The organism is Sphingosinicella rhizophila (assembly GCF_032378825.1).
Lineage (GTDB): Bacteria > Pseudomonadota > Alphaproteobacteria > Sphingomonadales > Sphingomonadaceae > Allosphingosinicella > Allosphingosinicella rhizophila.
This window is the reverse complement of record NZ_JAVUPU010000002.1, coordinates 158,394-182,396: the sequence shown is the minus strand read 5'-3', so window position 1 is coordinate 182,396 and position 24,003 is coordinate 158,394. Positions and strand designations below refer to the sequence as shown.

Genomic DNA, 24,003 nt, shown 5'->3' with positions numbered 1-24,003 from the left:
GCGCAGCGACGATCCAAGGAGCCCGGCGCCCGCGCGCGCATCAGAGCATGTTGGCGCGGTGCGGGACGAGGTTCAGCAAGCGTGCAGGGGCGTTGTCGTTGAAAGCAGCCTGACGCCTGAAGGTGTTCAGTTATTTGGGAGTAGTCGATGATCACGAAAATGAAAGTTGCGGTTCTGCTGGCAGCAGCGGCGGTGCCGCTAGGCGGGGCGCTCGCCCAGCAGGCGCCTCCCCTCTCGGGAACAAGGCTGGATGTCGTCGCAACGGGCGAGGTGAGCCGGGTCCCCGATATTGCCCGCATCGGCGCGGGAGTCATTACGACCGCGCCGACCGCGACTGCTGCGCTCGAACAGAATGCGCGGCAAATGAACTCGGTGCGCGCCGCCCTGAAGCGCGCTGGCATCGCCGATCGCGACATCCAGACCAGCGCAATCAATCTCTATCCTGATTACCGCCACGACGAGCGCGGCGGCAATCCGCAGCTGATCGGTTATCGCGCCAGCAACGAGGTGAATGTGCGCTTCCGCGACATCGCGAACACCGGCAAAATATTGGATGCGCTGGTGGCCGAGGGCGCCAATCAGATCAACGGCCCGGCGCTCAGCATCGACGAGCCCGAGCAGGCACTGGACGAAGCGCGAACCGCGGCTCTCGCCAATGCTCGCGCCCGCGCCGATCTTTATGCCCGCGCCATGGGAAAGACAGTCGGCCGGATCCTATCGGTCAGCGAAGGCGGCAATATGACGCCTTATCCTAGGCCAATGGCGATGCGAGCCGAGGCTGCGGATAGCGCCACCTCGCAGATCAATCCAGGCGAGCAGACCGTTTCCGTGACGCTGTCAGTCAGCTTCGAACTCCAATAGAGGGGTTGGTCGAAACGCGGAAAAGCGCGTCCATTTTTCGCAAGAATGAAAAAGGCCGCCCTGCTCTGCAGGACGGCCTTTTTCGCTTGAACAGTCTCGTGCTAGCGCACCCGACCGCGACGGAAGAGATTGACGATCGCGAGCAGAATGATGGCGCCAAGAAACGAGACAAGCAGCGACATGATGTCGAAACTTCCGCTCGTAATGGGCGCGCCGCCGATCAGCGGGCTGAGCAGCAGGCCGCCCAGGATTGCGCCGATGATACCGACGACGATGTTGAGAAGTATTCCTTGCTGAGCATCGGTGCGCATCACGATGCTGGCGAGCCAGCCCAGGATGCCGCCTATAACGATGATAAGTATCCAGGTAACCATCTCTTCCCTCCTGTATTCATTGCCGGACGAACCGGGCAGTTAGAGCGGCGGTTCGATCCATAAGACGCGTCAAGCACGCGCTTGTTCCTACCGTCCGTCCTTCTTGCGGGATCGGAACGGATGGAACGGACAAAGACGTACATTGTTTCGGGCCAGTATCGAAGGAAATTATCGGCGCTGCAGGCGCAAGCCCGCTTCCTGTCGGACATACCGAAAGGGAAGCGGGCGACTGCCACTCTCGATAGAGGTGCCCTTCGCTGACCCTGGGACCGGGGACGCTTAGGCCGTGCCTGGAGCGCACGCGGAATAACGCGTCAGAATTTCTGCTGGCGCTCGTACAGAGATTTGTAATGCTGGATCCTGGTCACCCGCAGTCCCGGCATGCCAGAGCGATCGACGGCCCGTTGCCAGGAGGCAAATTCCTCCAGCGTTAGCTGATAGCGCTCGCACACTTCGTCGACCGTAAGCAAACCGCCATTGACCGCGGCGACGACTTCCGCCTTGCGGCGCACGACCCATCGCGTCGTCGAACTGGGCGGCAGTGATTCAAGAGTCAGCGGCTCCCCCAAGGGACCAATGACCTGGGCTGGTCGTATTTTCTGGTTCTCAATCATTCCCACCTCAAAAATCACTGCCAAGGCCAGTCGATACGACGGTCCTAAGCCGCGCCACTGAAAGAAGCCTGAAACGCGAAGGTAAATTTCCCGGTCATCTCAATTTACGTCCGGTTGCCTCGCATAAGCCGGATTGAAGCATCCTCTCTGCGTGGCCGACGCTTGCCGCCACTGGGCGCCGCCGAGCAGCAATTCGACCAGTGGCTCCTGGACATGCGGATCGATATCGTGCCCCGCTTCCGAACAGGCGGCCAAGCTGGCATCCTGATGCGCGCGCAACATCGCGACGAGCAGCCCATAATCGAGCGCAACGTCGAGGCGACCGGCAAATCCTTGCTGCGCACGGCGGAAAAAGCTCAAATCCATGGCGACTTGGTAGCGAATAAGGTTGAACAGCCGGTAAAGGAGAGCGGAATTCGTGGAATTCCCCTTTCTTTCCAACCACATTGTGGGCGAGTATGGCGCTCTTACCACCACAATATGCGCGGCGAGCGAGGCTGATCAGGCAAGTGCCGGTTCAATCCCGCCGGGAACGGGCCTATGTAGCGCGCATGATAGAGGTCGATTTCCAGCTCGGACGCCCGTCCGAGGAGGCAAGGATCGTCGTTGCCATGTCGGGCGGCGTCGACAGCTCGGTCGTGGCCGCACTCGCCGCGCGGTCGGGGGCCGAGGTTGTCGGCGTGACGCTCCAGCTTTACGACCACGGGGCGGCCGTCGAGCGATCCAGGAGCTGCTGCGCCGGCCAGGACATTTACGACGCCCGTACCGTAGCCGACCGGCTCGGCATCGCCCATTATGTGTTCGATTACGAAAGCCGCTTCAAAGACAGCGTGATCGACCGCTTCGCCGATGAATATATGATGGGCCGCACGCCCATCCCGTGCATCGCCTGCAATCAAGGCGTTAAATTCACCGATCTGCTCAGCCTGGCACGCGATCTCGGCGCTGATTGCCTCGCCACCGGTCATTATGTGCGGCGAATGGCAGGGCCGTCAGGCGCAGAACTTCATCGCGCCGCCGACCCCGCCCGCGACCAAAGCTACTTTCTATTCGCCACCACTGCGGATCAGCTCGATTATCTGCGCTTCCCACTCGGCGATCTGCCCAAGGCTCTGGTGCGCGAGGTGGCACGCGATCTGCAACTGATCGTCGCCGACAAGCCGGACAGCCAGGACATCTGTTTCGTCCCGAATGGCGACTATGCCTCGGTCGTGAAGAAGGTCCGTCCAGAAGCGGCGCAAGAGGGCGAGATCGTCCACATGGACGGCCGGCTGCTCGGGCGCCACAAGGGCCTGATCCATTTCACGGTGGGGCAGCGCCGCGGCCTTGAGATCGGGGGACAGAAGGAACCGCTCTATGTCGTCCGGTTGGAGCCGGGGGTACGCCGCGTCATCGTCGGTCCGAAAAGCGCGCTGGCGGTCCGTACCGCCCACCTTTCCGACATCAACTGGCTCGGCGAGGCGCAAAAGGAAGGACTCACCGCAAAGGTCCGATCGATGGCAAGGCCCGCACCTGCCCGCTTCGATGGCCGCAGCCTCCATTTCCTGGACCCGGAATATGGCGTCGCCCCAGGCCAGGCGGCCGTCATCTATGACGGCGATCGTGTGCTGGGCGGCGGCTGGATCGAGGAGACGATCGCCGCCGAACTGGAGCCGGCGTAGGACCTGACAGCGATGCCCGATTTCAGCGCCGGTATCGTTCTCTACCGCATGCGCGAGACAATATTGGAGGTCTTGCTCGTCCGCCCCGGCGGACCGTTCTGGCGCAACAAGGACGAGGGCGCCTGGATGATCCCGAAAGGTTTGGTCGAACCGGGCGAAAAGGACGAAGCGGCGGCACTGCGAGAGTTCGAAGAGGAATTGGGGAGCCGGCCCGCCGGAGTGCCACGCCCACTTTGCACGATTCGCCAGGCCGGCGGCAAATGGGTGAAAACCTTCGCGCTTGAAGGCGATCTCGATCCGGACCGAATCGTCAGCAACAGATTCGAACTGGAATGGCCGCCGCGCAGCGGCCGCCTTCAAACCTATCCTGAAGTCGATCGCGCAGCTTGGATGCCGCTTGGGGAGGCGCGCCGACTCATGCTGGCGAGCCAGCGCCCTATCCTCGATGCGCTCGAAGCCGATCTCTATTCAAATGTTTAGGCTCACAACCGGAACATGCCCTCGATCACGGTGACGCATCCGCCGCCTAATATTGCTCTGTCGCCGAGGCGCTTGCACGAGATGCGGCCCCCGCGCCGGCTCGCCTGATAAGCGGTGAATTCGTCGCGGCCGAGCCGCTCCGCCCAATAAGGCACCAGCACGGCATGGGCCGATCCGGTGACCGGATCTTCGTCGATGCCGGCGCCGGGCGCGAAAACCCGGCTGACGACATCGCTTTCCCGGCCCGGCGCTGTCACGATGATTAGCACATCGCCTTCGGCTGCCAGCACCTTATAATCGGGTCGCAAGGCCAGCACCTGCTCTTCGGTCGGCAAGGCGACGAGTGCATAGCCTTCCTCGTGCCAGAAGGTTTCAGCTTCGCCGCACCCGAGGCCCGCAAGGACATCCGGCAATGGCTTGGGCTCGGCCCGACGAAGCGGCAGCGACAGGGCATAGCCGCCACTTTGCCTCGCGACTTCCAATATACCCACCTTGCGGGTCCGAAACCTTATCTTGTCCCCTTCGATGAGCACGTGACCGCTGGCCAGGGTGGCATGGCCGCACATGACGACCTCGGTCGTCGGGGTGAACCAGCGCAACTCGTAATCGGCATCGCCCGCGGCCGGAACGGTGAAAGCGGTCTCGCTGAGATTATTCTCCATGGCGATTGCCTGCAGCAAATCGTCCGGAAGCCAGGCATCCAGCGGGATCACGGCAGCCGGGTTGCCGGCGAATGGCCGCTCGGCGAAAGCATCGACCTGGACGAAACGCAGCTCCGTCATCTTCTGGTTCCTTTCGCAAACAGGCTTTCATCGGTTTCGGCCAAACTGTTGCCGGGCTGATCGACCTGGCCTTCAGGGTCGAGATGGATGAGGATTTCGCAGGTCGGAAATTCCCGGCCGAGCTTGGCTTCCACCTCCTCGGTCACGCGATGCGCTTCGGCGACCGTCATCGCCGGATCGACCCAGATATGGAATTGTACGAAGTCGCGGCTTCCGCTGCTTCTGGTCCGCAAATCATGGATCCCCCGCAGTTCGGGATGGCGAGCGGCAACGGCGAGGAAATGTTGCCGCTTCTCCTCCGGCCATTCACGGTCCATCAATTGATCGACGGCACGGCTGGATGCGCGCCAGGCGCCCCAGGCCAGCCAAAGAGCGATCGCGATCCCGAATATTGGATCCGCGCCGGTCAGGCCGACATATTGATCGAGCACCAAAGCCGCGATTACCGACCCGTTCAGCAGGAGGTCGCTTTGATAATGGACATGATCAGCCTCGATCGCGACCGAGCCGGTCCGGGAGATGACACGCCGCTGGTACAGGAGCAGGGCCAGCGTCACGGCGATCGCGACAAGCGAAACGGCGATGCCCTGTTCCGCATGGGCTGTGGCCTCCCCCTGGAACAGGCGCGAAACGGCCCGCCAACCGATGCCTGCGGCGGAGAAGACGATCAGCCCGACCTGAAACAGGGCAGCCAGCGCCTCGGCCTTGCCGTGGCCGAAGCGATGGTCCCGATCGGCGGGCATCGCCGCGAGGCGCACGCCATAGAGGGTCACCAGCGAGGCGAACAGATCGAGGCCGGTGTCGGCCAGCGAGCCAAGCATGGCCACCGAACCGGTCTGCAGCGCGGCATAGACCTTGATCAGCAGGAGGAAGAGGGCGGTACCGACGCTGGCCATCGCGGCCCTGGCCGCGAGCGTCCCCATTGGGGCGCCATGATGGTCGTGATGATGGGTACCGATCACGGATAGAGCAGCCCTTCGCGCCAGCCGTCACCATCCTTCACGAACAGGCGGCGTTCGTGGAGCCGGTGGGTACGGTCATTCCAGAATTCAATCCTGTGCGGGACGACACGATAGCCGGACCAATGCGGCGGCCGCGGCACCGCGCTTCCCTCGAAGCGCGCCTTTGCCTGGGCATAGCGCTCTTCGAAAAGGGCGCGCGTTTCCAGCGGGCGAGACTGATCCGAGGCCCAGGCACCGAGCTGCGAATCGCGCGCGCGCGTCGCGAAATAGGCGTCCGCCTCCCCCTCGTCGACGGGCTCCACAAGGCCTTCGACGCGTATCTGTCGGCGCAGCGACTTCCAGTGGAAGAGCAAGGCGGCCTGACTGTTGGCGGCCAGATCCCGGCCCTTGCGGCTTTCGATATTGGTGTAGAAGACGAAGCCGCGATCGTCATGGCCCTTCAGCAGCACCATGCGCGCCGATGGCGTGCCGGCCCCATCGGCCGTGGCCAGCGCCATGGCGGTCGGATCGTTGGGCTCGACCGCTTGGGCCTCGACCAGCCATTGCGCGAAGATTTCATGCGGATCGTCAGCCATTCCCGCCTCTTGCCGCCTGCCGGACGTTCGCACAAGCATCGGCGCTTGCACCTGGGCCTCAAGCGACCCATCTGCAACAGGGTTGCGCAATCGCAACAGCGCACCTTAGAGCAACTGCAACAGGACGGGTCGGAGCGCGCTGGCTCTCCACCCTGTGGAGAACGAAGCGCGGATGGCCGATCTTTATTCACAGCTCGGAGTGGCGCGCAGCGCCAGTGAGGCCGAGATCAAAAAGGCCTATCGCAAGCTCGCCAAGGAGCTGCATCCAGACCGCAACAAGGATAATCCCGCGGCATCTGCACGATTTTCGAAGGTCACGCAGGCCTACGACATCCTCACGGACAAGAATAAGCGTGCCCAATATGATCGTGGCGAGATCGACGAGGACGGCAATCCCAAGGCGCCGTTCGGCTTCGGCGGCGGTGGGCCGCGCCCCGGGGCCGGCGGATTCCGACCGGGCGGTCCCGGCCCCTCCCCTTTCGAGATGAACGAGACTGCCGACCTGTCCGACCTTTTCGAGGGATTGTTCAGCGGTGGCCAGCGCCGCGGCAGCTTTTCAGGTTTCGGGCGCCGCGCGGCGCCCGAAAAGGGGATGGACATCGCATACCGGCTACCCGTCCCCTTCCAGGACGCGGCAACTCTCAAACCGCAACGCGTCACTCTTTCGGGCGGCAAGACGGTAGATATCAAATTGCCCAACGGCGTCGAGGAAGGCAGCAAGATCCGCCTGGCCGGACAGGGCCGGGCGGGGCCCGGCGGTAACGGCGATGCAATAGTCACCATCGCCATCACGCCCCATCCTTTCTTTCGGCGGGAAGGGGAGGATGTGCGCCTCGACCTCCCGGTAAGCCTGGATGAGGCGGTGCTCGGCGCCAAGGTGAAGGTACCGACGGTGGACGGAGCGGTCATGCTCAGCATTCCCAAGGGTTCCACTTCCGGGCGCGTGCTTCGTCTCAAGGGCAAAGGGTTCACCGCCAAAAGCGGTCAGCGCGGCGACCAATTGGTGACGCTGATGGTCGATCTTCCAGCCGACGATGCGGATCTTATCCGCTTCCTGGAAAGCTGGAACGGTCGCGGCAGAGGAAACCCGAGGGCCTCCTTGGGCGTCTAATAGCTCATACCCCGACGACGACGCGGATCATTCGATGACAAATCAGGATATCGTACGAGGAGAAATGCAGAGCATGGGCTCTGGGTCCAGGCCCGGTCGAGCTCGTGGACGTTCCGCGACGCTCGGACGATCGCGCCGTTCGGGTGGGACGAATCCCTAATCGTGCAACAAATTTCCCCCGAATCCCCGGAGGCCCGGCGAAAGAAGCAGGCCGCGCCGCAGAGCCATTTCGGGAAGCTGACCAGCCGGATGCGGCCAGGCCAATATCCATTCGAAGTGGTCAAGCGGGTGGCGGTCGGCGTTTATAGCGACGGCTTTATCCATGCCGGCAATCTTGCCTATCTCGCTCTCCTCACCCTCTTTCCTTTCGTGATTGTCGCCGCTGCCGTCGCCGGCATATTCGGTCAGACCCGCGAAGGTCTGGCAGCCGTCAACGGTCTGCTCCAGACGATGCCGCCTGACGTGGCGGAGGTCTTGCAGAAGCCGATCAGGGATGTAATCCATTCCCGCTCTGGCAGTCTTTTGTGGCTCGGGGCGATCGTTGGCCTTTGGACCACCGGGAGCTTCATCGAGACGATCCGCGACATCATCCGCCGGGCCTATGGCGTGACGTTCAGCCGGCCCTTCTGGGAATATCGGCTCGGCTCGATCGGAATGATCATAGGATCGGTGATCATCGCCATGATCGCCTTCAGTATTTCGATCCTGCTCAGCGGCGTTCAGGAATTCGTTCTAAAATGGCTGCCGGGCGCGGACGAACTCGTAAGCCTGTTCACTCTGCTGAGGGTCGTCCCCGCCCTGGTGCTGTTCGGGTCGCTTTACCTGCTTTTCTATTCACTGACGCCGAAGCGCTACCGCAACAGCGAATGCCCGAAATGGCCGGGCCCGGCCTTCGTGACGTTCTGGTGGCTTGCGACCACCGCAATCCTGCCGGCGGCTCTCAACAGTCTGGGCGGCTATGATCTTACTTATGGCAGCCTCGCGGGAGTTATCATCGCCTTGCTGTTTTTCTTTGTCATCGGCTTGGGCGTGGTGATCGGGGCAGAACTCAACGCTGCACTAGCGGAAACCCCGGAAGAGGCCCTAAAGGAAGGCGAAGAGGCGTTCTTCAACAGGGAAAATATATGAGCGGCTTGATGAAGGGGAAAAGGGGCCTGATCATGGGTCTCGCCAATGACAGGTCGCTGGCCTGGGGCATTGCCAAGGCACTTGCCGATCAGGGCGCGGAGCTTGCCTTCTCCTACCAGGGAGAAGCGCTGGAACGGAGAGTAGCGCCGCTTGCCCAATCGGTCGGATCGGACTTTCTGATCGACTGCGACGTCGGCGACATGACTGCACTCGACCGAACCTTCGACAGGTTGAAGGAGAGGTGGCAGACGATCGACTTCCTGGTCCACGCAATCGGATTTTCCGACAAGAACGAGCTGCGTGGGAAATATGTCGATACCAGTCTGGAAAATTTCCTGCTCACCATGAACATTTCAGCCTACAGCTTCGTCGCAGTGACGAAGCGCGCGCGTGCGTTGATGCCGCACGGCGGATCCATCCTTACCTTGTCTTATTATGGGGCCGAGAAAGTCATTCCCCATTATAACGTGATGGGGGTCGCAAAGGCCGCGCTGGAAACCAGCGTCAAATATCTGGCGATGGATCTTGGCCCGGAAAATATCCGGGTCAACGCCGTCTCCGCAGGCCCCATCAAGACGCTTGCCGCGAGCGGGATCGGCGATTTCCGCTACATCCTCAAGTGGAACGAGTATAACAGCCCGCTCCGTCGCAACGTGACGATCGAGGATGTCGGCGGCGCGGGCCTCTATCTGCTGTCAGATCTGGCCGCGGGGGTGACGGGCGAAATCCATCATGTCGACGCAGGCTATAATGTCGTCGGCATGAAGGCCGAGGATGCGCCCGATATCTCGACGACTTAGGGCCTGATTCACGTCATCGGTGGAAGCGCGAAGCGCTCCACCTCAAACGGTCACGCTCCAAGCAAGATCGATGTTCAACGGCGCGTGCCTATCAATGTGCCCTTGCTCCCGCTCCGCCGGCGCTCGAACCGGAAATCTGGCCAGGCCTTGCCCCAACGGCGTGCCACGATGCGCTCGCCGGGCCGCGCGGCATCGTCCAATATTATCGTGCCGCCCGGAGCGATATGATCGAAAAGGCAGGAGGCGCCGCCGCGGGTGAACGGGTGGATGGTCCAGGGCGGACCATCGATCAGCATGAGATCGATATCGCGCGGCAACGGACCGTGATCATACCAGAGCCCAGGCCAATCTCCCGGCGAGGGCCGCAGCGGAACGGCGCGAAGATCGGCTTCCAATCCATGTTCGAGAAGCCAGTCGCGCGTGGCGTCTACGAAATCCTGGTGCTGATCGAAACTGATCAGGGTGCCCCCGCCGGCCTGCTGGAGCGCCCGGGCGAGGATCAATGTCGAGGCGCCGGCGCCGAACTCGACCACCAGATTCGGCCGGTGCTCTAAAATGTAATCGGTGACGAGCGTGAGCAGCCCGATATCCGCCTTCCAACTGCCGAGATTTGGCAGCGCGTCATGAGGCAAATGCAGCCGATCCAGCAAAGCAATCCTGGCCTCCATCGAACCGCCGTTCAGGCTCCTCAAAAGCCATGGCCACTGAATCGCGCCGAAGGCGATGATGCTGAGCCAGTCTGACAAAGAACGGCTGGCATTGCCGATCACGGCGGTGTCGCCGAACCTGGGTAAGAGACTGGTGGCTTCGCGTGACGTCATTCCAGAACTCCGCTTCAGCCGAAAACCGTCAGCCGGCGAAAGGATCGCGGACCAGGATCGTGTCCTCGCGCTCGGGACTGGTGGAAACCAAAGCGACCGGACACTGGATCAGTTCCTCGACCCGGCGGATGTACTTCACCGCCTGGGCCGGCAATTGCGCCCAGCTGCGGGCTCCGGCGGTGGACTGGCCCCAGCCTTCGACAGCCTCATAAATGGGCTCGACCGCAGCCTGGTCCGCGGCATGGGCGGGAAGATGGCTAAACTCCTGCCCCCGTAGCCGGTAGCCGGTGCAGATCCTGATCTCATCGAGACCGTCGAGCACGTCCAGCTTGGTGAGGGCGATGCCGGTGACGCCGGAAACCGCGCAGGACTGACGCACCAGCACGGCGTCGAACCAGCCGCAGCGACGCTTTCGGCCGGTCACGGTACCGAATTCCCGGCCCCGCTCGCCGAGCCTTTGGCCGATCTCGTCGGTGAGCTCGGTCGGGAAAGGACCCGAGCCGACCCGGGTCGTATAGGCCTTGACGATGCCGAGCACGAATCCGGCCGCCGAGGGACCCAGCCCGGTCCCGCCTGCGGCCGTCCCGGCGATGGTGTTGGACGAGGTCACGAACGGATAGGTGCCGTGGTCGACGTCCAGCAGGACGCCTTGTGCGCCCTCGAACAAGATACGCTTGCCCTTCGCCTTGACCTCGTTGAGGGTTAGCCAGACGGGGCCGGCGAATTGCAGCACGAAATCGGCGATCTCGCCCAGATCACTTTCCAGCCGCGCCCTGTCGATCGGGCCCTCACCGAAGCCCGCGCGCAGCGCATCATGATGGGCGCAAAGTCGATCGAGCTGCGGTCCAAGCTCGCCGAGATGGGCCAGATCGCAGACCCGGATCGCCCGCCGGCCAACCTTGTCCTCATAGGCCGGGCCTATCCCGCGACGGGTCGTTCCGATCTTCCCCTGTCCGCTGGCATCTTCGCGCAGCGCATCGAGATCACGATGAAATGGGAGAATGAGCGGGCACGTGTCTGCGATCTGCAATGTCCCAGGGTCGACCTTGACGCCCTGCCCGCTGAGCTTTTCGACCTCCGCCTTCAATGCCCAGGGATCGAGCACCACACCATTGCCGATGACCGACAAGGTCCCCCGGACGATGCCGGAGGGCAGCAGCGACAGCTTGTAGGTCTGATCCCCGACGACCAGGGTATGGCCCGCATTGTGGCCGCCCTGGAAGCGGGCGACGACGTCGGCGCGACTGGCGAGCCAATCGACGATCTTGCCCTTGCCCTCATCGCCCCACTGGCCGCCGATCACGGTTACATTGCCCAAAGTCTGCCCCTTGATTGCCGCGCGCCGATCTAGGGCGCAGGTCCTCCTTCGTCTAGGGCCTGATCGTTCGGGGGGAAGTGTTTGGCGCTTTCACCGATGATGTGAATCAGGCTCGATTCAAATGCTTAGGGAAGAACCCACGGCATCGAGGCTCGCCGATCCGGAAAAAAGCTTCCAGCGCGTCGGCCGGAAGCCTTCCCCGTTCGCTCCGTTCCGTCGACACGAGCTTAGAAATGAAGCGGCGCCACGCGCTTGACGCCGGGCAGGCTTGCCAGGGTCTCGACAACATCCTGCTCGACATGGCTGTCCACGGAAACCAGTGCGACCGCCTCCTCTCCCGCTGCGCGGCGTCCGAGATTGAAGGTACCGATATTCACGCCGGCCTCGCCAAGCTCTGTACCGAGCCGGCCGATGAAGCCCGGCGAATCTTCGTTGACGAGATAGATCATCTCGCCTTCCAGCTCCGCCTCCACCTTGATGCCGAACATGTCGATGAGCCGCGGTGCGGAATTGCCGAACAAGGTTCCGGCTACCGAACGTTCGCCGTCGTTCGTGGTCACCGTGACGCGAACGAGGGTGTGATAATCGCCCTCCCGGTCATGGCGGACTTCACGCACATCGAGCCCGCGCTCCTTTGCCAGGAATGGTGCGTTCACCATGTTCACCGTGTCCGAATAGGTCCGCATCAATCCGGCCAGAACCGCGCCTGTTATCGGCTTCTGATTGAGCGTGGCGGCGGCCCCTTCGACCTCGATCGCAATGCCGGTCACCCTTCGCCCCTCGAGCTGGCCAACCAGCGAGCCGAGCTTTTCCGCCAGCTCCATATAGGGACGCAGTTTCGGCGCTTCCTCCGCCGACAGAGACGGCATGTTGAGCGCGTTGGTGACGCCGCCGCGGGTCAGATATTCCGACATCTGCTCCGCCACCTGGATGGCGACATTGACCTGAGCTTCCGTGGTCGAGGCGCCGAGATGCGGAGTCGCGACGAAACCCGGCGTTCCAAACAAGGGACTTTGCTTGGCGGGCTCTTCGCTGAAGACGTCGAGTGCGGCACCAGCGATCTGGCCGCTTTCCAGTGCGTCCTTCAGCGCCTCCTCATCGATGAGGCCGCCGCGGGCGCAATTGATGATGCGAACCCCTCTCTTCGTCTTTGCCAGATTCTCGCGGCTGAGGATGTTGCGAGTCTGATCGGTCAACGGCGTATGGAGCGTGATGAAGTCGGCACGAGCGAGAAGCTCATCCAGACTGACTTTCTCGATGCCCAGATCAACGGCACGATCCGGCGTGAGAAAGGGGTCGTAAGCGACCACTTTCATCCTGAGTCCCAGGGCCCGTTCCGCCACGATCGAACCGATATTGCCAGCGCCGATCAGCCCGAGCGTCTTCGAGGTCAGCTCGACCCCCATGAACCGGTTCTTCTCCCACTTGCCGGCCTGGGTCGAAGCGTCGGCTGCGGGAAGCTCCCGGGCGAGTGCGAACATCAAGGCGATCGCATGTTCGGCCGTGGTGATCGAGTTTCCGAAGGGTGTGTTCATCACCACAACGCCCTTGGCCGATGCGGCGGGGATATCGACATTGTCGACGCCGATACCAGCCCGGCCGATTACCTTCAGATTGGTCGCGGCTTCCAGCACGTCGGGCGTCACCTTCGTCGCCGAGCGAATGGCCAGACCGTCATATTCGCCGATGATCGCCTTCAATTCGTCCTTGGACAGGCCAGGCTTTTCGTCGACGTCGACGCCGTTGGCACGGAATATCTCGGCGGCTTTCGGATCCATGGAATCCGAGATCAGAACTTTGGGCATTGCTGGATTCCTTATTTCGCGCGGGCTTCGTGATAGGCCCAATCGAGCCAGGGCAAGAGCGCTTCGATGTCGGCCGTCTCCACGGTGGCCCCGCACCATATGCGAAGGCCTGGCGGCGCATCCCGATAGCCGGCTACGTCGAACGCCGCACCTTCGCCTTCGAGCAGGCCGGCGATACTCTTGACCAAAGCCAGCTTCGCTTCATCATCGCTGCCGGGCAAAGCATCATCGGCGAATTTCAGACAGACGCTGGTGTTCGACCGGCTGGCAGGATCGGCCGCCAGATGATCGATCCAGCTGCTAAGCTGAACCCAGGCATCGAGCGCCGAGGCATTGGCATCGGCGCGGGCGATGAGGCCGTCGAGGCCGCCAAGTCCCTGTGCCCATTCCAGCGCGAAGATATAATCCTCGACGGCCAGCATGGAGGGCGTGTTGATCGTCTCGCCTTTGAACAGGCCCTCTATCAATTTGCCCCCTTTGGTCATGCGGAACAGCTTGGGCAATGGCCAAGCGGGCGTGTAATTCTCCAGCCGTTCGACGGCGCGGGGCGACAGGATCAGTACCCCATGGGCGCCCTCCCCGCCCAATACCTTCTGCCAGCTGAAGGTCGTCACATCGAGCTTGTCCCACGGAAGATCCATGGCGAAGCAGGCTGAGGTGGCGTCGGCGAAGGACAGGCCTTCGCGCGCATCGCTTATCCACTCGCCATTCGGGACGCGGACGCCCGACGTAGTGCCGTTCCAGGTGAAGACGAAATCATTCGTCTGGTCGACGGCGCTCAGATCGGGAAGCTCTCCATAAGGAGCCTTCACCACCTTCGCATCCAGCTTCAGCTGCTTCACGACGTCGGTGACCCAGCCTTCACCGAAACTTTCCCAGGCGAGCATCGTCACGGGACGGGCGCCGAGCATCGACCACATTGCCATTTCCATGGCGCCAGTATCGGATGCGGGAACGATGGCGATACGATGATCCGCCGGCACGCGCAGCAGCTTGCGCGTCATCTCGATCGCATAGCCGAGACGCGCCTTGCCGAGTTTCGAGCGGTGCGAGCGGCCGAGCGATCCCAAGGCGAGATGCTCCGGGGCCCAGCCGGGAGGCTTGGCGCAAGGTCCGGAAGAAAAATAAGGTCGCGCAGGACGGACTTCGGGTCGGGTACGCGCAATATTACCGGCGTTGCCGGGCAGGTCATTCGTCATTTAAGACTCTCCTCACAGAGAGCTCGCGCCGCGTTGGGACGGCGTGGCCCGCCGCCGCCCTTAAAGGAGGTTGCGCTTAAGTCAACCGTTCAGTCGGCGCAGTCACGGGTCGGCTGGACTCGTGCGGCAGGGGCGGCCCTTGACGCTTCGGGCCGCCCTCATCACGGTGCGGCCATGCGACAAAGGGCGACGATTCTGGCCACCTTGCTGCTGGCGGCCTGCATCCCCTCGAGCAGCGAAAAATCACCCCGGACCCGGAGCTTACCGCCGCAGACAAGCAGTGTCCCGCCCGACAGGGCGACGGCGAAATGCCATGCCGATCTTCGACGCGAAGAGGTCGGTTTTCGTATCCTTCCCGATCGCAACTTCGGCGGCGGCTGCACCTCGTTCGGCAGCGTCCAATTATTGGATATCGGCACGCCTGTGACAAATTTGGGAGCCATGACTTGTCCGCTGGCCCGCCAGTTCGCGCGCTGGGCACGCGAGGCGGTACAGCCGGCGGCGCGCTCCTGGCTCGGCAATCCGGTTGCGCGAATCGAAAGCTTCGGCACCTATAGCTGCCGGCCGGTCAACAGCCAGTCTGGCGCCAAATTGAGCGAACATGGCCGCTCCAACGCGGTGGACATCGCGGCCTTCGTACTGGTGGACGGACGCAGGATCGACGTGCTGCGCGGCTGGAACAGCGAGGACGAGGATATCCGTCGTTTCCTGCGCGCGGTGCATCAGGCGGGGTGCCGTCGCTTCCAGATCGGCCTGGGCCCGAATGCGGACAGCTTCCACCGCAACCATTTCCACTTCGACATGGGCCGCGGTCCTTATTGTCGATAGTCGCAGCTGTGGGCATGGCCAAGCCCTGCTCTCCGGACCTCGGTCAATCCTGAGGAACGAAGCTCTTCGTGGGGGCTTTAATATCCAAATCTCGAAGGATGACTGGATGCTCCGTTTCGTCGACGATACTTCACCCGGGATCATCCGCAAACGCCGGGGTCGCTACTGGATGTATTTCGATCCGAACGGCGATCGCATCACCGATCGGGACGAGATCGACCGGCTGAACGGCATCGGCATGCCTCCGGCTTATGAGCGCTGCTGGTTCTGTCCTCACCCCAATGGCCATATCCAGGCAACCGGATATGACGCCAGAGGCCGCAAGCAATATCGCTATCACCCGCAGTTCCGCGCCCACAAGGACAGCGAGAAATATGAGCGGCTGGTGGCATTCGGGCACGCCTTGCCCAAGCTCCGCAGGAGCGTCGAGGAGGATATTGGCGGCAAGGCGATCAGTTTCGACACGGTGACCGCAGCGGTGGTGAGGCTGATCGATGCCACCCACATGCGCATCGGCAACGAGGAATATGCGAAGGAGAATAAGAGTTTCGGCGCCACTACCCTGCGGAACCGCCATGCCCGCATAGTGGGTGGCAAGCTGAAGCTCAGTTATGCCGGCAAGCATGGCATCAAGCGGACTTGCGTGATCGACGACCGCAGCCTCGCCAGGATCGCGCGGCGGACCCAGGATCTTCCAGGCCAGCATCTGTTCGAATGTATCGGCGAGGAAGGCGATGTCCGGCCGGTCACGTCGAACGACGTCAACGCCTATATCAAGGAAGTGACAGGAGAGGACTTCACGGCGAAGGATTTCCGTACCTGGGGCGCGAGCGTCATTGCCTTCGAGGAGATGGTGAAGAAGGCTTCCAGGAAGGACCGGATCAACCTGAAAAGCATGATCGAGCCCGTCGCCGAGGCGCTGGGCAACACTCCGGCGATCAGCCGCAAATCCTATGTCCACCCCGCGCTGATCGAAGCCGCCAAGGATGCCGGCGCAATCGGCGAACGCAAGCTGCCGCGGTCGACCAAATATATGAATGCCTTCGAGCGGGGCTTCCTCGAGTTCCTCGAAGCGCTGCCGAAGGAGCAAAACAAAATCGCGACAAGGATCCGGAGCGCCGCCAAGGCGACGGCAAAGAGCCGCGAGCAAGTGGAGGGTGGCCCGGCAGCGGGAACGCCGCCCTCGATCGAGGCGCAGGCCGCCTGACTGGCCGCCGAAACGACTTACGACTAAAGAGCCGACATGAACAAACAGGTCGAAGGCGACGGCCCGGACGCCGTCCACAACATATCCCAGCAGGGCGCGACGTTGGTCAACGAGGCCGCGCACTGGATCGGCGGCAATATCGTCGAGATCATGCTCGCGGCGGGCGCCGGTATCATCATCGCCCTGCTGCTGCTCGGGATAAGGTCGCTTGGCTGCCGGATCATGAAACGGATGGGCGGCGATCCGCGCTGGCCGGTGATTTTCGTGCGCGTGCTGTCCAAGACCAATATCTTCTTCATCGTCATGTGCTCGGCCGAGCTGGTCGCCGGCTATGCGGCGACGCCTCCAGCCATCCTCAAGACGATCAACTTCCTTTTCGTGATCTCGGCGGCTTTCCAGGCGGCGATCTGGGCGCGGGAACTGGTGCTCGGCTTCATCGAACATAGGGTCGGCCCGGAAACCGAACATAGTACATTGGGATCGGCGATCGGCATCATCCGTCTGCTTGTCACGATCGCCCTTTTCGCCATCGCCATCATCCTCATCCTCGACAATCTCGGGGTGAACGTCACCGGCCTGGTCGCCGGTCTCGGCATCGGCGGCATCGCCATAGGCCTCGCCGCGCAGGGCATCTTCTCCGATCTCTTCGCTGCCCTATCGATCATCTTCGACAAGCCCTTTCGGCGAGGGGACGGCGTCAAGTTCGACCAGATCACCGGCAGCGTCGAGAATATCGGACTTAAGACAACGCGGATCAGATCATTGAGCGGGGAGCAGGTGATCGTATCGAACGCCAAATTGCTCGAACAGCAAATCCACAATTTCACCCATCTGGAGCATCGACGTTTCGTGCTCACTCTCGGGATCGTCTATCAGACGCCACCGGAGGTGTGCGCGCGCATCCCCGACATGATCAAGGCGATGGTGGAGGCGCATGAGGATACCACGTTCGTGCGATGCGGCATGATCAATTTCGGCGATTCCAGCCTGGACTTCGAGGTGCAGTTCGACGTCCACACGACCGATTACGAGAAAGCCTTCATGACCCGGAGTGCGATCTGCCTCGACATCTTGAAGCGCTTCAACGAGGATAAGATCGACTTCGCCTATCCGACCCAGACCAGCTTCACGGCAGCCCCCGATGGAAACCTCGTCCTTCCCTATCCGGACGTGACCCTGATAGCGAAGGATCATGCTTAAGCAGGGATTTCCCGCATTCGCAGACAGCTTGGCCGCCTCCGTCAGACACCGATGTCGGCGAGGGAGAGCAAGGTCGCATTGCCCCCAGACGATGTCGTGTCCGTCGAAGTCACCCGCTCCGAACAGAAGCGCGGGAGGTAGTGCGGCCCTCCGGCCTTGGGCCCGGTGCCGGACAGACCCTCGCCGCCGAAGGGTTGGGAACCTACGACCGCGCCGATCATCGACCGGTTGACGTAAAGATTGCCGACATTCGCCGTCTGTTCGACCGTCTCGGCGGCCCTGGCGATACGGCTGTGCAGTCCCATGGTGAGGCCGAAGCCGCTGCGGTTCACCCGATCCACCGTTTCGGTGAGCTGTCCCGCCTTCCAGGTTGCGACGTGGAGGAGGGGACCGAACCATTCCTTGCGAACGTCCTCGACCCGATCGACCTGGATCAGGGTCGGCGGCACGAATAGCCCCTCGTCCGGTACCTCGAGGGTCTTCAGCCACCGGCTCCGGCATTCGCTCCGATGACCCATCAGCCGGTCATAGGCGTCCCGGTCGATGACCGGCCCGACGTCGGTCGCAGGATCCGCCGGATCGCCGATCCGCAAAGTGTCCATGGCGCCTTCAAGCATCTCGATCGTTCGTTCGGCAATTTCCTCCTGAAGGAGGAGGAGCCTCAACGCCGAACAGCGCTGCCCCGCCGAACGAAAGGCGGAAGTGACGACATCGACGACGACTTGTTCCGGCAGCGCCGTGGAGTCGACGATCATCGCATTGATGCCCCCCGTCTCGGCGATCAGCGGGACGATCGGCCGCTCCTCATCCTCCAGCAACGCCCGGCCGATACGCTTGGCGGTGGCGGTCGAGCCCGTAAAGGCGATGCCTGCTATGCGGCTGTCCTCCACTAGCGCCGCCCCCATTTCCGGGCCGCCTGGGGCGAGGATCAGGACATCCTCCGGTATTCCTGCGCCATGTGCCAGCCCGACCGCATAAGCGGCGATTTCCGGAGTCTGCGGGGCCGGTTTGGCAATGACCGCATTTCCTGTGACGAGAGCCGCCGCCACTTGCCCGAGAAAGATGGCCAATGGAAAATTCCAGGGCGCGATGCAGACCCAGACGCCGCGTCCCTCCATCCTGAGGATATTGCGCTCTCCGGTCGGGCCTGGAAGTTCGACCGGCTGCAATCCCAGACGCGCCTGAGCGGCGTAATAGCGGCAGAAATCGACCGCCTCGCGTACTTCGCCGAGCGCATCGGGGATGGTCTTGCGCGCTTCCTGGACGGCGATCCGCATCAATGCATCGCGTTCATGCTCGAGCAGGTCCGCCAACCGATCCAGGCAGGCGGCGCGATGCTCGACCTGCGAGGCGTCCCAGGCTGGCTGGGCGGCAAGAGCCTGCCCTACCATCCGCCGCGCATCGGCCGCGAGATCCAGTTGAGGCGAGCCGGCTTTTGCGGGCGATGGCACCTTGCCCGTGTCAAGGTCTGATGCGACGACCTTGGCCACTCGTTGGAGTTCAGCCTTGTCGTTGAGATCTATGCCTTCGCTGTTGCGGCGTTCTGGCATGAACAGATCCGACGGCAGTGGAATGGAGGGATGGCGGGATCCGCCGACAGCGGCGATCTTCGCCACGGGATCCGCCAGGATATCGGCGTCGCTCAAGCTTTCGTCGGCGAGCTGGTGAACGAAGCTGGAATTGGCGCCATTTTCGAGAAGACGCCGGACAAGATAAGCGAGCAGGTCGCGATGACCGCCGACCGGTGCGTAGATGCGGGCCTGATACCCCTCTTCGCGCACCAGCTTTTCATACAGACCGTCGCCCATGCCGTGCAGACGCTGGAACTCGAAGTCACGGCTTGGCCCCGCCCATTCGACGATCGTCGCAACCGTCAGTGCATTGTGGGTAGCGAATGCAGGATAGATGTTCTTCGCCGCCAGCATGTCCCGCGCGCAGGCGAGATAGGAGACATCGGTCGCAGCCTTGCGGGTGAACAAGGGATAGTCATCTAGCCCCTGTTCCTGTGCATGCTTGATCTCGCTGTCCCAATAAGCGCCCTTTACCAGCCGCACGGCGAGCCGGCGGCCATTGGCGGCACCGAGCGCATCGGCCCAGGCGAGGACCGGTCGGCAGCGTTTGCCATAGGCCTGCACCGCCATGCCGAGCCCATCCCAGCCTTTGAGGGCCGGCAGCCCAGCAACAGCCTCGATGATGTCGAGGCTCATTTCGAGACGCTCGCTTTCCTCGGCATCGATGGTGAAGGCGATATCTGACGCCTTGGCCAAAGTCGCCAGCGCCTCCACCATTTCAATCAGCTCGGGGACGCAGCGTCCATATTGGGCGACCTCGTAGCGGGGATGCAGGGCGGACAGCTTGACCGAGATGGAGTGGCCGCGATCCGCCACCTTGCCGACGGCGCGGATCGCGTCTTCATAGGATTCATAATAGCGCGCGGCGTCCGGAAATGTCCGCGCAGCTTCGCCAAGCATGTCGAAACTGGCGGTGAAGCCGCTATTCTCGCCTTTGTCCATGCGCCGGACAGCTTCCTTGATGGTACGGCCCATCACGAAGATCTCCCCCATCATGCGCATGGCGGCACCCACGGCCTGACGGACGAACGGCTCACCGGCGCGGGCGATCAGCCGCTTCAACTGGCTCCCCTGCTCGCTGTCGCTCACCAAAGCGCGACCGATCACCAAGCCCCAGGTCGCGCTGTTGACGAGGGTGGAATGGGACTTTCCGGCATGGGCGCGCCAATCGGCATCGCCCAATTTGTCGGCGATCAACTGGTCGGCCGTTTCCGGATCGGGTACGCGAAGGAAGGCCTCGGCGAGCGACAGCAGGGCGATGCCTTCCGACGTATTAAGACGATATTCCTGGAGAAACTGGTTCACCCAGCCGCTTTTCTGGGCGTCGCGGAGATCGGCGAGAAGGAGCGACGCGCGCCGCTCGATATGCTGCCTGGTCGCCGCGCCGGGCGCGGCGTCCTTGAGTAACGGGGCCAGCACGTCCGGCTCGGGCGCCCGGTGCAACTTCCTGATCTCGGTGCGCCTTTGCGCTAAATTTTGCTTCTTCATGTCGGAGAATTAGCCGAAATCCCGGCGAATTTTCCTCGTAATTTTGGACAAATCGGCGGAATTGCCGCAGATCGTTCGGGAGACAGATGGTTTGGGAGAATTATTCATGATGGACGAGCTCGATCGCAAGATACTGAGGATCCTGCAGGAAGAAGGGCGAATCACCAATCAGGAGCTGGCGACACGATGCGCCATGTCGCCGTCCGCCTGCCTCGACCGCATGCGTCGGCTGAAAGAACGCGGCTTTATCCGCGGCTATGCCGCATTGCTCGATCCGGTCCTGCTCAACCAGAGCTTTCTGGTCTTCGTCGAGGTCGTACTGGAACGGACGACCGGCGACATATTCAGGCAATTCAGCGATTCGGTGCGCATGCGCCCCGAAATCATGGAATGCCACATGGTGGCGGGCGGGTTCGACTATCTTCTCAAACTGCGCATGCCGGACATGATCGCCTATCGTCGCTTCCTGGTCGAGGTACTGGCGGAGATACCCGGCGTCCGAGAGACGCGCACCTATGCGGTGATGGATGAAGTGAAAAGCAGCTTCGCGCTGCCGATCTGACGCCAAGGCGAATCGGCTAGCCCCCTGCCCCGTCAGCCGATACGGAAATCGCCGCCAAAGAGAAAGGCGCCGTTCCGTAGCGTCGGAGCGGGGGCCGGGGCGGCAGCCTTGTCTGGGATGGCGAGGACGCCCTACAGCAGCTGTAGAAACACGGAAAGGGACGGGCTTTGCCGATCGCCAGCATCGACGAGATCAGCAGAAAGCTCGGCACCGAGATCGGCGTTTCGCCCTGGATCGAGATCGACCAAGCCATGATCGACCGCTTTGCCGACGTCACTGGCGACGCTCAGTTCATCCACGTCGATCCGGAAGCTGCCGCGCGGACGCCCTTCGGCGGCACTGTTGCCCACGGCTTCCTGACCCTGTCGCTGCTGACCCGGATGGGTGCCGGCGTCATGCTTGTCCCGGCCGGCGCAACCATGGCTCTGAATTACGGCCTCGAGCGAATCCGTTTCATCACACCTGTCCGATCTGGTCGGCGGGTGCGCGGCCGTTTCACCCTCGCCGCCTTCGAGGAGAAGCAGGATGGCCAATGGCGCCTTGTCCACGATGTCCTCGTCGAGATCGAGGGGGAGCAACGTCCGGCATTGCGGGCGGAGTGGATCGCCCTCATCTTAAGCTGAAACCTTCATGGAGAAAAATCATGTCCAACCGCGAAGCCGTCATCGTCTCTACCGCCCGCACGCCAATAGGACGAGCCTATCGAGGCGCCTTCAATGCGACACCTTCGCCTACCCTCGCGGCGCACGCGATAAGGGCCGCGGTGGAACGATCCGGAGCTGATCCGGCCGAAATCGAGGATTGCATCATGGGCGCCGCCTTGCAGCAGGGTGTGCAGGCCACGATCGGCCGCACCGCTGCCCTTCGCGCCGGACTTCCGGTCACGGTAGCGGGCATGTCCATCGACCGCCAATGTTCGAGCGGACTGATGGCGATCGCCACCGCCGCGAAACAGGTGATCGTCGACCGAATGGATATGTGCGTCGCCGGCGGCGTCGAATCCATCTCCCTGGTGCAGACACCGGAGATGCGGCTCGCGCCCGATCCGGAACTGCTGGCGATGCACAAGGACATCCATATGCCGATGATCCAGACCGCCGAGGTGGTCGCGAAGCGCTATTCGATCAGCCGCGAGCGCCAGGACGAATATGCGCTCAAGTCCCAGCAGCGCACCGCCGCCGCTCAGGCCGCCGGCAAGTTCGACGAGGAGGTCATCCCCGTCACTGCGACCATGGCGGTCAAGGACAAGGAGACCGGCGCGATCAGCATGACTGAGGTGACGCTGACCCGCGACGAGGGCAATCGTCCGGACACGAATATGGAAGGACTTCGCAGCCTTCAGCCGGTCATGGGACCGGACGCGGTGATCACCGCCGGCAATGCCAGCCAGCTCTCCGACGGGGCGGCCGCCTGCATCGTGATGGAAGCCGGCCTCGCCGCCGAGCGGGGACTGAAGCCGCTTGGCCGCTACGTCGGCATGGCGGTGGCGGGAACCGAACCTGACGAGATGGGCATCGGACCGTTCTTCGCTGTTCCCAAGCTATTGAACCGTTTCGGCTTGACAACCGCCGATATCGATCTGTGGGAATTGAACGAGGCTTTCGCTGTGCAGGTCCTCTATTGCCAGGACCAGCTGGGCATTCCGGACGAAAAACTCAACGTCAATGGCGGCTCGATCTCGATCGGCCACCCCTACGGAATGTCCGGCGCACGCATGACAGGCCATGTCCTCCTTGAAGGGCGGCGCCGTGGGGCCAAATGGGTTGTCGTCACCATGTGCGTGGGCGGGGGCATGGGCGCGGCCGGCCTGTTCGAGGTCCTTTAAGGTTCAACTTCGGCTGTAACACGGATCGAGACATGAATATCCAAGATGCTGCGGGAGAAGAAAGGCGAAGGACGGGCATGATGACCCGCCTAGCCTCTCGCCGTGCCGCAGTGCCGGCATGGGCATCCCCGTCGGTTGGAGGCCGAAGTTGAAATCGAAATCCGGGCGCCCGTCCCTCTTCCACAAGCTGAGGGTCGATGCCCACGCCGCCTGGCTGGCGGCGCGGGATCCGCGCTGCCCGTGGCATGCGCGGCTCGTCGGGCTGGTGGTGACGGCTTATGCCTTGTCGCCGATCGACCTCATTCCGGATTTCATCCCGATCCTCGGCCTGGTCGACGATGCAGTCTTGATACCGGCAGGCCTCTGGCTCTTCATACGCATGCTCCCTCCAGGACTTTTCGAGGAGCATAGAAAGGAAGCGGAAGCCGCGTCGAAGCGGCCCGGCAGCGCCACAGGCGCCTTGATGGTCATTGGCGTCTGGTTGCTCGCCGCCATGCTGATCGTCCGGCTGTGGGGTTTCAACTATCGCTGACAAGCAACGGATCGGAATGGATGTGAAGCTCTTAACCTTCAGAAAAGGAGGAGAAACAGGCGAGATCGCGATCAATCCGGAGCACGTCACCCATGTTCGTTCGGTTTCCGGACCCTACCGACATCTATTTTGGAGCGCGTCGCGTCGCCGTCGAAGCAAGCTTCCTGCAGGTCGTCGACAAACTCGGACGAGACTGAACCCCGTTACTGATACCTGGATGTGAAAGGCCGTTCCCGACGCGGCGGAGCTTCCATTTCCACTGGCGCAGAGATGGCGTTGCCGAAGACAATAAGGATCAT

The 24,003-nt window shown here is 62.4% G+C and carries 24 protein-coding genes; 13 read left to right on the top strand and 11 right to left on the bottom strand.

Annotated elements, in window-relative coordinates; all coding sequences use genetic code 11:
- Positions 1 to 147: 147 nt before the first annotated feature.
- A complete protein-coding gene (locus RQX22_RS03985) occupies positions 148 to 861 on the top strand; it encodes an SIMPL domain-containing protein (RefSeq protein WP_315723869.1) in 714 nt (237 codons plus the stop codon).
- Between the two features lie 101 nt (positions 862 to 962).
- Here the strand turns inward: RQX22_RS03985 and RQX22_RS03980 are convergent, their stop codons facing one another.
- The 3 genes from RQX22_RS03980 to RQX22_RS03970 form a co-directional block, all read right to left on the bottom strand.
- The gene (locus tag RQX22_RS03980; protein WP_315723867.1) at positions 963 to 1,235 is read right to left on the bottom strand and encodes a GlsB/YeaQ/YmgE family stress response membrane protein; all 273 of its coding nucleotides are present in this window, start codon (positions 1,233 to 1,235) and stop codon (positions 963 to 965) included.
- 314 nt (positions 1,236 to 1,549) lie between these two features.
- Positions 1,550 to 1,849 carry a CtrA inhibitor SciP gene (sciP, locus tag RQX22_RS03975; RefSeq protein WP_315723866.1) on the bottom strand — a complete coding sequence of 100 codons (300 nt, stop codon included), beginning with the start codon at positions 1,847 to 1,849 and terminating at the stop codon, positions 1,550 to 1,552.
- 99 nt (positions 1,850 to 1,948) lie between these two features.
- A complete protein-coding gene (locus RQX22_RS03970; RefSeq protein ID WP_315723864.1) occupies positions 1,949 to 2,215 on the bottom strand; it encodes a hypothetical protein in 267 nt (88 codons plus the stop codon).
- Between the two features lie 188 nt (positions 2,216 to 2,403).
- On the opposite strand from RQX22_RS03970, the gene mnmA reads away from it, so the two are divergent.
- On the top strand, positions 2,404 to 3,510 hold the full coding sequence (gene mnmA, locus RQX22_RS03965; protein WP_410001601.1) for a tRNA 2-thiouridine(34) synthase MnmA: 1,107 nt from the start codon (positions 2,404 to 2,406) through the stop codon (positions 3,508 to 3,510).
- A 12-nt stretch (positions 3,511 to 3,522) separates the two neighbouring features.
- The gene (locus RQX22_RS03960) at positions 3,523 to 3,990 is read left to right on the top strand and encodes an NUDIX domain-containing protein (RefSeq protein WP_315723862.1); all 468 of its coding nucleotides are present in this window, start codon (positions 3,523 to 3,525) and stop codon (positions 3,988 to 3,990) included.
- Positions 3,991 to 3,992: 2 nt separating this feature from the next.
- On the opposite strand, the gene RQX22_RS03955 is transcribed toward RQX22_RS03960, so the two are convergent.
- The 3 genes from RQX22_RS03955 to pdxH are packed head-to-tail and all read right to left on the bottom strand — an operon-like array spanning position 3,993 to position 6,309.
- On the bottom strand, positions 3,993 to 4,772 hold the full coding sequence (locus tag RQX22_RS03955) for a PhzF family phenazine biosynthesis protein (RefSeq protein WP_315723860.1): 780 nt from the start codon (positions 4,770 to 4,772) through the stop codon (positions 3,993 to 3,995).
- A complete protein-coding gene (locus tag RQX22_RS03950; RefSeq protein ID WP_315724588.1) occupies positions 4,769 to 5,695 on the bottom strand; it encodes a cation diffusion facilitator family transporter in 927 nt (308 codons plus the stop codon). Before RQX22_RS03950 ends, RQX22_RS03955 begins: the two co-directional genes overlap by 4 nt.
- A 35-nt stretch (positions 5,696 to 5,730) precedes the next feature.
- On the bottom strand, positions 5,731 to 6,309 hold the full coding sequence (gene pdxH / locus RQX22_RS03945; RefSeq protein ID WP_315723858.1) for a pyridoxamine 5'-phosphate oxidase: 579 nt from the start codon (positions 6,307 to 6,309) through the stop codon (positions 5,731 to 5,733).
- Positions 6,310 to 6,481: 172 nt separating this feature from the next.
- On the opposite strand from pdxH, the gene RQX22_RS03940 reads away from it, so the two are divergent.
- The 3 genes from RQX22_RS03940 to fabI all read left to right on the top strand — a co-directional run bounded on the left by RQX22_RS03940 (position 6,482) and on the right by fabI (position 9,348).
- A complete protein-coding gene (locus RQX22_RS03940; RefSeq protein ID WP_315723857.1) occupies positions 6,482 to 7,420 on the top strand; it encodes a DnaJ C-terminal domain-containing protein in 939 nt (312 codons plus the stop codon).
- A gap of 162 nt (positions 7,421 to 7,582) precedes the next feature.
- Positions 7,583 to 8,548, top strand: a complete 966-nt coding sequence (locus RQX22_RS03935; protein WP_315723855.1) for a YihY/virulence factor BrkB family protein — start codon at positions 7,583 to 7,585, stop codon at positions 8,546 to 8,548.
- A complete protein-coding gene (gene fabI / locus RQX22_RS03930) occupies positions 8,545 to 9,348 on the top strand; it encodes an enoyl-ACP reductase FabI (RefSeq protein ID WP_315723853.1) in 804 nt (267 codons plus the stop codon). Before RQX22_RS03935 ends, fabI begins: the two co-directional genes overlap by 4 nt.
- A 74-nt stretch (positions 9,349 to 9,422) precedes the next feature.
- On the opposite strand, the gene RQX22_RS03925 is transcribed toward fabI, so the two are convergent.
- From RQX22_RS03925 to RQX22_RS03910, 4 genes are all read right to left on the bottom strand, one after another.
- Positions 9,423 to 10,169, bottom strand: coding sequence for a class I SAM-dependent methyltransferase (locus RQX22_RS03925; protein ID WP_315723851.1), 747 nt, complete (start codon positions 10,167 to 10,169; stop codon positions 9,423 to 9,425).
- Between the two features lie 28 nt (positions 10,170 to 10,197).
- On the bottom strand, positions 10,198 to 11,487 hold the full coding sequence (locus tag RQX22_RS03920) for an adenylosuccinate synthase (RefSeq protein ID WP_315723849.1): 1,290 nt from the start codon (positions 11,485 to 11,487) through the stop codon (positions 10,198 to 10,200).
- Between the two features lie 227 nt (positions 11,488 to 11,714).
- A complete protein-coding gene (gene serA, locus RQX22_RS03915; protein ID WP_315723847.1) occupies positions 11,715 to 13,292 on the bottom strand; it encodes a phosphoglycerate dehydrogenase in 1,578 nt (525 codons plus the stop codon).
- Positions 13,293 to 13,303: 11 nt separating this feature from the next.
- Entirely contained in the window at positions 13,304 to 14,491 is a 1,188-nt protein-coding gene (locus tag RQX22_RS03910; RefSeq protein ID WP_315723845.1) for a phosphoserine transaminase, read from the bottom strand.
- Between the two features lie 174 nt (positions 14,492 to 14,665).
- Between RQX22_RS03910 and RQX22_RS03905 the strand changes: the two genes are divergently transcribed.
- From RQX22_RS03905 to RQX22_RS03895, 3 genes are all read left to right on the top strand, one after another.
- On the top strand, positions 14,666 to 15,319 hold the full coding sequence (locus RQX22_RS03905) for an extensin-like domain-containing protein (protein WP_315723843.1): 654 nt from the start codon (positions 14,666 to 14,668) through the stop codon (positions 15,317 to 15,319).
- Positions 15,320 to 15,425: 106 nt separating this feature from the next.
- Positions 15,426 to 16,526, top strand: coding sequence for a DNA topoisomerase IB (locus RQX22_RS03900; RefSeq protein ID WP_315723841.1), 1,101 nt, complete (start codon positions 15,426 to 15,428; stop codon positions 16,524 to 16,526).
- Positions 16,527 to 16,562: 36 nt separating this feature from the next.
- Positions 16,563 to 17,726 (top strand): mechanosensitive ion channel family protein, encoded by a 1,164-nt coding sequence (locus tag RQX22_RS03895; RefSeq protein WP_315723839.1) that lies wholly within the window; start codon positions 16,563 to 16,565, stop codon positions 17,724 to 17,726.
- A 41-nt stretch (positions 17,727 to 17,767) separates the two neighbouring features.
- Here the strand turns inward: RQX22_RS03895 and putA are convergent, their stop codons facing one another.
- Positions 17,768 to 20,785 carry a bifunctional proline dehydrogenase/L-glutamate gamma-semialdehyde dehydrogenase PutA gene (gene putA / locus RQX22_RS03890; protein WP_315723837.1) on the bottom strand — a complete coding sequence of 1,006 codons (3,018 nt, stop codon included), beginning with the start codon at positions 20,783 to 20,785 and terminating at the stop codon, positions 17,768 to 17,770.
- 106 nt (positions 20,786 to 20,891) lie between these two features.
- Here putA and RQX22_RS03885 point away from each other — a divergent pair, with 106 nt between their 5' ends.
- From RQX22_RS03885 to RQX22_RS03870, 4 genes are all read left to right on the top strand, one after another.
- Complete coding sequence (locus RQX22_RS03885; protein WP_315723835.1) at positions 20,892 to 21,347, top strand: Lrp/AsnC ligand binding domain-containing protein; 456 nt, start codon at positions 20,892 to 20,894, stop codon at positions 21,345 to 21,347.
- Positions 21,348 to 21,514: 167 nt separating this feature from the next.
- Positions 21,515 to 21,970, top strand: a complete 456-nt coding sequence (locus RQX22_RS03880) for a MaoC family dehydratase (RefSeq protein ID WP_315723833.1) — start codon at positions 21,515 to 21,517, stop codon at positions 21,968 to 21,970.
- 20 nt (positions 21,971 to 21,990) lie between these two features.
- Positions 21,991 to 23,172, top strand: coding sequence for an acetyl-CoA C-acyltransferase (locus tag RQX22_RS03875; protein ID WP_315723831.1), 1,182 nt, complete (start codon positions 21,991 to 21,993; stop codon positions 23,170 to 23,172).
- A gap of 148 nt (positions 23,173 to 23,320) precedes the next feature.
- Complete coding sequence (locus RQX22_RS03870) at positions 23,321 to 23,704, top strand: YkvA family protein (protein ID WP_315723829.1); 384 nt, start codon at positions 23,321 to 23,323, stop codon at positions 23,702 to 23,704.
- Positions 23,705 to 24,003: the final 299 nt, after the last annotated feature.